Origin of the sequence: Roseateles sp. (assembly GCF_036486225.1) — a bacterium.
Classification (GTDB): domain Bacteria; phylum Pseudomonadota; class Gammaproteobacteria; order Burkholderiales; family Burkholderiaceae_C; genus Roseateles.
The window spans coordinates 1-4,649 of record NZ_DASVNZ010000203.1 but is presented as its reverse complement, the minus strand read 5'-3'; the positions used below and the strand labels follow the sequence as shown (position 1 = coordinate 4,649).

General features: G+C 71.8%; 3 protein-coding genes and 1 pseudogene. All 4 read right to left on the bottom strand.

Annotation, left to right across the window (positions count from 1 at the left end):
* Positions 1-281: 281 nt before the first annotated feature.
* Positions 282-1,625 (bottom strand): 3-deoxy-D-manno-octulosonic acid transferase, encoded by a 1,344-nt coding sequence (locus VF536_RS14185; RefSeq protein WP_331615506.1) that lies wholly within the window; start codon positions 1,623-1,625, stop codon positions 282-284.
* Positions 1,618-3,072, bottom strand: coding sequence for a lipopolysaccharide biosynthesis protein (locus VF536_RS14180; protein ID WP_331615505.1), 1,455 nt, complete (start codon positions 3,070-3,072; stop codon positions 1,618-1,620). The genes VF536_RS14185 and VF536_RS14180 overlap by 8 nt, the downstream gene beginning before the upstream one ends.
* Positions 3,069-4,259: a GNAT family N-acetyltransferase gene (locus VF536_RS14175; RefSeq protein ID WP_331615504.1), complete on the bottom strand. Its 1,191-nt coding sequence runs from the start codon at positions 4,257-4,259 to the stop codon at positions 3,069-3,071. The genes VF536_RS14180 and VF536_RS14175 overlap by 4 nt, the downstream gene beginning before the upstream one ends.
* Positions 4,256-4,649, bottom strand: a pseudogene (locus VF536_RS14170) (glycosyltransferase); the annotation flags it as partial. The gene VF536_RS14175 and the pseudogene VF536_RS14170, both read right to left, overlap by 4 nt.

Here is a 4,649-nt window from a genome sequence, read left to right as displayed (position 1 = left end):
CAACCTGTCGCCCTACGACCTCACCCGGATATCGACGGCAGCTTCGATGTCTTCTTCTGCCACCAAAAGGTGCGCATGATTGAGCTGTGCCAGGCTGACTAACCTGGCCCCGACCTGTTACCCATGTCCCGGCACACCTGTTACCCATGTCCTCGGTCCATACAGCTTGCGGGAGAGGGCAGGGGTGAGGGCCAGCGGCGCTGGCAGTGCAGAAGCCTTCTTGCTCCCTCTCCCGCTTGCGGGAGAGGGTGGGGGTGAGGGCCAGCGGCCGTCGAAGGACCTCAGCGCCCGATCCGGGGCGCGCAGGCGGCCTGGTGCCGCGCCACCGATCCGCGCATCGACGCCAGCGCTTCTTCCGTGCGACGCAGATCGTCAGCGATGCGCGGCGCTCGCTCGATCGCCGCCAGCCAGTAGTCGCACATGGACGCCGCGTCGTCGCACTCATGCAGCACGCCGCGATCGCGCAGCAGGCGGTAGACCGGATACGACGGATAGGTCGTGTCCCACCCGCTGCGGATCGTCAGCGGCTTGTTCAGCCCCAGCGGTTCCAGTACGTTGTGGTCCACGCCCACGTGCGCGACGCTGGCCGCCGCATAGAAGTCCCGCAGCTCGCCGACGGTGTCCAGCACCAGGCATTGCACCTCGGCCGCGAGCGGCGCGTCCTCGATCTGCGAGCGCCGCATGACACGCAGTCCCGCCTCGCCGAGCTGGCCCAGCAACTGGCCCATGCGCTCGAGGTTCTCCGGATGCCGCGGCGCCAGGATCAGCAGCGCGTCGGGATGCGTGCGCCGCAGCCGCTCGAAGGCGGTCAGCACCTGCTGCTGCTCGGGCAGCTCGGTCACGCAGCCGCCGACCACGATGGGCCTTGCCGACGCGAGCAGATGCCCCAGCAGCCGCGGACTCCGCGTGGCCTGCTCGACGCCCCAGTCGGCGCGGCGCATCGCGTCGAACTTCATGTTGCCCGTCACCCGCAGCCGCTCGCGCGCCGCGCCGCGCGCCTCGAGCTGCCGCGCGGTCTCCGCGTCCTGCACGCACAGCACGTCGAAGGCGTTCAGGAAATCGCGCTCCAGCAGCCGGCGCTCCATCTGGTCGAGCCGGGCCGGCGGGTCGTAGTGGTACAGCCAGCCGTTGAGCATCAGCGTCGCGGCGTTGTGCCGGCGCGCCTCGCGCAGGAAGGCATAGGAGAAGCGGCAGGGCGCCTCCGACGGCAGGCAGGGGATCTCCGCCACCGCCAGCATCGCCGGGGGCAGCAGGCGGGCCAGCCGGCGCGCATCGTCGCTGTGGCCGCGGCTGGTGCAGACCACCGCCTGCGGCAGGCGGGCCAGGTAGGCGTCGCGGTAATGCGGATGCTCGGTGATCAGCACCGGCCGCAGGTCGGGTCGCTGCGCGATCAGCCATTCGATCATCGGCGCGACCGCGTTGAGCTCGCCGATCGTGGTCACGTAGAACCACAGCGCCGGCCCCGACGCGTCGGCCGGCGTGACCGAGAACGCGCCCAGCGTGTTGTTGCCGCGCAGGTCGCTGAGGCGCTCCAGCGCGCGGAACATCGCCCAGCGCAGCGTCTCGCCGGGACGGATCGGCGCGGCGGTGGCGGGCGCGTCCAGGGTCGGTGTCAGCTCAGGCATGGCGGCTCCGCAGATGGGTCAGGGCGCGACGGACCTCGGTCATCGCCGGATGCCGCAGCAGCGCGGCGCAGGCCAGCCAGGCACCGGTGCCGCCGATCACGCACAGCGCGATGCGCGGGATCAGCGGCAGGCTCAGCTCGTAGGCGACGAACTGGGCCAGCCCCAGGCCCGCGCAGCAGCCCAGCGTGAGCTGCACGCTGACCCAGCTGGGCGCGAACAGCTCGCGCGGCGTGGCCTTCAGCACCTCGGTCAGGTGGCGCGTGTACATCGCCACCTGCACCAGGTTGCCGATGACGAACACGGCCGCCACCGCATGCAGGTTCCAGAACGCGGCGATGCCGACGCAGGCCAGGTGCGTCGGTCCGTACCAGAGCGCCACCGACAGCCGGCGGCGGATCTGTCCGGTGGCCGCCAGCGCGTTGGGCGCCAGCATCGTCAGCGCGTAGGGCAGGCCGGCCAGCGCCAGCAGCGTGGCCAGCGGCGCGGCCGCGTGCCACTGCGCCCCGAACAGCAGCGCGATGATGTCGCCCGACATCAGCGCCACGCCGCCCATGAACGGCCAGGCGATGCCGGTGAAGATGGCCGTGCCCTTCGCATACGGGCCGACCAGGCTGTGTCCGGCGCGGTGGTCCGCCGCCAGCGCCGGCGTCGCCACGCGCAGGATGGCCGAGCTCACCGTCTGGCCGAGCAGGTCGATCAGCCCGGTCGCGCGGCTGAAGAGCCCCAGCGAGGTGAAGCCGAAGACCTTGCCGATGATCAGCTCGTGGCCGTTGCGCGAGCCCGATTCCACCAGCCGCGAGCCGGTGAACATCGCGCCGAAACGCAACTGCCGGCCCGCGCCGCGCAGGCGCGGCATCAGCAGCGCGTCGCGCGGCCGCAGCCAGACGAGGATCGCCACCTGCACCGCGATGCCGGCCACCGGTCCCCAGGCCAGGCTCATCGCGCCGTGGCCGCTCCAGGCCAGGGCGATGCTGGTGGCCGAGTTGGCGGCGTTGGCGCTGACCTGCACCAGGAAGATCTTGTGGAAGGCCATCTCGCGGTTGAGCAGCGCGAAGGACGGCGACGCCAGCGGCAGCATCACGAAGTTGAGGCTCAGCACCAGCAGCAGGTCCGCCAGCAGCGGCTCGTGGTACCAGTCGGCCAGCAGGAAGCGGCCGCCGAGGATCACCAGCGCGATGCTCCAGGCCATCAGCAGCGTGATGGTGAAGGCGCTGCGCAGCTTCTCGCGGTCGAGCTCGCGTTCCTGGATCAGGTACTCGCTGACGCCGAAGTCCCGCAGGATCGAGGCCAGGTTCGTCACCACCGCGCACAGCGAATACACGCCCACCTGCGTCGGCGTCAGCAGCCGCGCCAGGATCATCGTGGTCGGCACGGTGATCAGCAGGCTCAGGTAGCGCTCGGCGAAGGACCAGGCCAGCGCGCCGCGCACGGTCGGGGCCTTGCTCATGCCGGGGCTTCTTCCGTCTTGGCGGGGGTCTCTCCGGTCTTGGCGGCGGGGCCGCCGGCCGGAGCCGCGGCCGGGTCAGCGCCGGGTTCTGCGGCCGGCCCGGCGTCGCCGCGCCGCAGCAGCCGCTTGAGCGCCGGCACCCAGCCCCAGCGGTACAGCGTGGCGTGGTAGACCGGACGCGCCTCGGCGGTCCAGCGCGTGTGCCACTCCATGACCTTGCCGTAGAACTCGATGCGGCGGATCGGGCCGCCCGCCGCCGCCGCGTCGAACAGCTGCTGGAACTGCAGCTGGCGCATCAGCGTCGACGGCGACACGGCCTTGTGCGCCTCGTCGTAGGCGGTCTTCAGGATCACGATCTTGCCGCCGGACTCGATGCACAGGTCCATCGCGACGACCGCGTCGTCGAACCAGTACTGGTACAGCCGGACGCGGCCGGCGCGCGCGAAGCCTTCCAGCATCGCGCGATAGAACTCGTACTGCGGATGGCCCGGCGCGATCGCCGTGCCCTCGGAGCCTTTCCAGCCGCTGGCCTCGAGCCGGCCGTAGGTCGTCAACGCGGGCGCGACGTCCTCGGGGCGCGTCAGGCATTCCAGCCGCGTGGCGGTGCCGGCAGTGTCCAGCTTCTTCTGCTGCTTCTTCAGGTTGGTGCGCAGGTTCTTGCCGCGCGCTTCCCAGTAGGTCTCGAAGTCGCCGGTCAGGTCGACCCAGGCGGTGTCGATGTAGTCCTGGCCGCGCCAGCGCGCGTTGTCGGCGCCGCGTGGATGGAACAGGCTGTCGATCTGCGTCAGGCCCAGCGCGAGGGCCGGCAGGGGCAGCGCACGCAGCAGGCCGTCGGCGAGCGGCTCCAGCGGTTCGCCGGCAGGGCTCAACCAGGCGCCCAGCGGCAACTGCGACGGCTGGAAAGTCGCCCATTGCGCGGTGCCCGCAGGCGTCACGATCGCGGCGGCGCGCGGCGCCTTCGGATCGCCGAGCAGCGCCAGCCGTTCACGGCCGGTGCCGAAGACCTTCAGCAGCGGCGCGAGGAAGGCGCTCTCCAGGAAGGGCAGTCCGGCGACGCGCGCCTGCAGCGCGTCCCATGCGGCGGCATGCGGCGCGAAGGCGGCCGCGTCGGGCAGCGGCACCAGGCTCCAGCGCAGCGCGCCGATGGCGGTGGTGGAGGTCGGGGAAGTCGTGGACGTCGGGGTCATGGGCGGGCCTCGGCGATAGGCATCTGGGGGGCGCAGGCCTCGTCGAGCACGCGGGCGAGTTCGCCGGTGCGGGACTCGCGCGAGGCAGCGGCGATGGCCGGCGGCGCGGGCAGCGCGGCACGGCCGTGGAACAGGTCGTTGAGGAAACGGTCGAGCGCGGCGGCGACCCCGGGGCCGTCCTCCAGCGCCGCGTTGTACGGCAGTCCGGCACGGCGCATCAGCTGCGCGGTGTCGCCGGCCGGATCGGCCAGCGTGAGCACCGGCCGGCGCGCGCGCAGGTACTCGTAGGCCTTGGCGGGGATCTGGTCGTTGCAGTCGTTCGATTGCAGCAGCAGCAGGCCGTCGGCGCGCAGCATCTCGGCCAGCGCGTCGGCGTAGGGAATCGGCGCT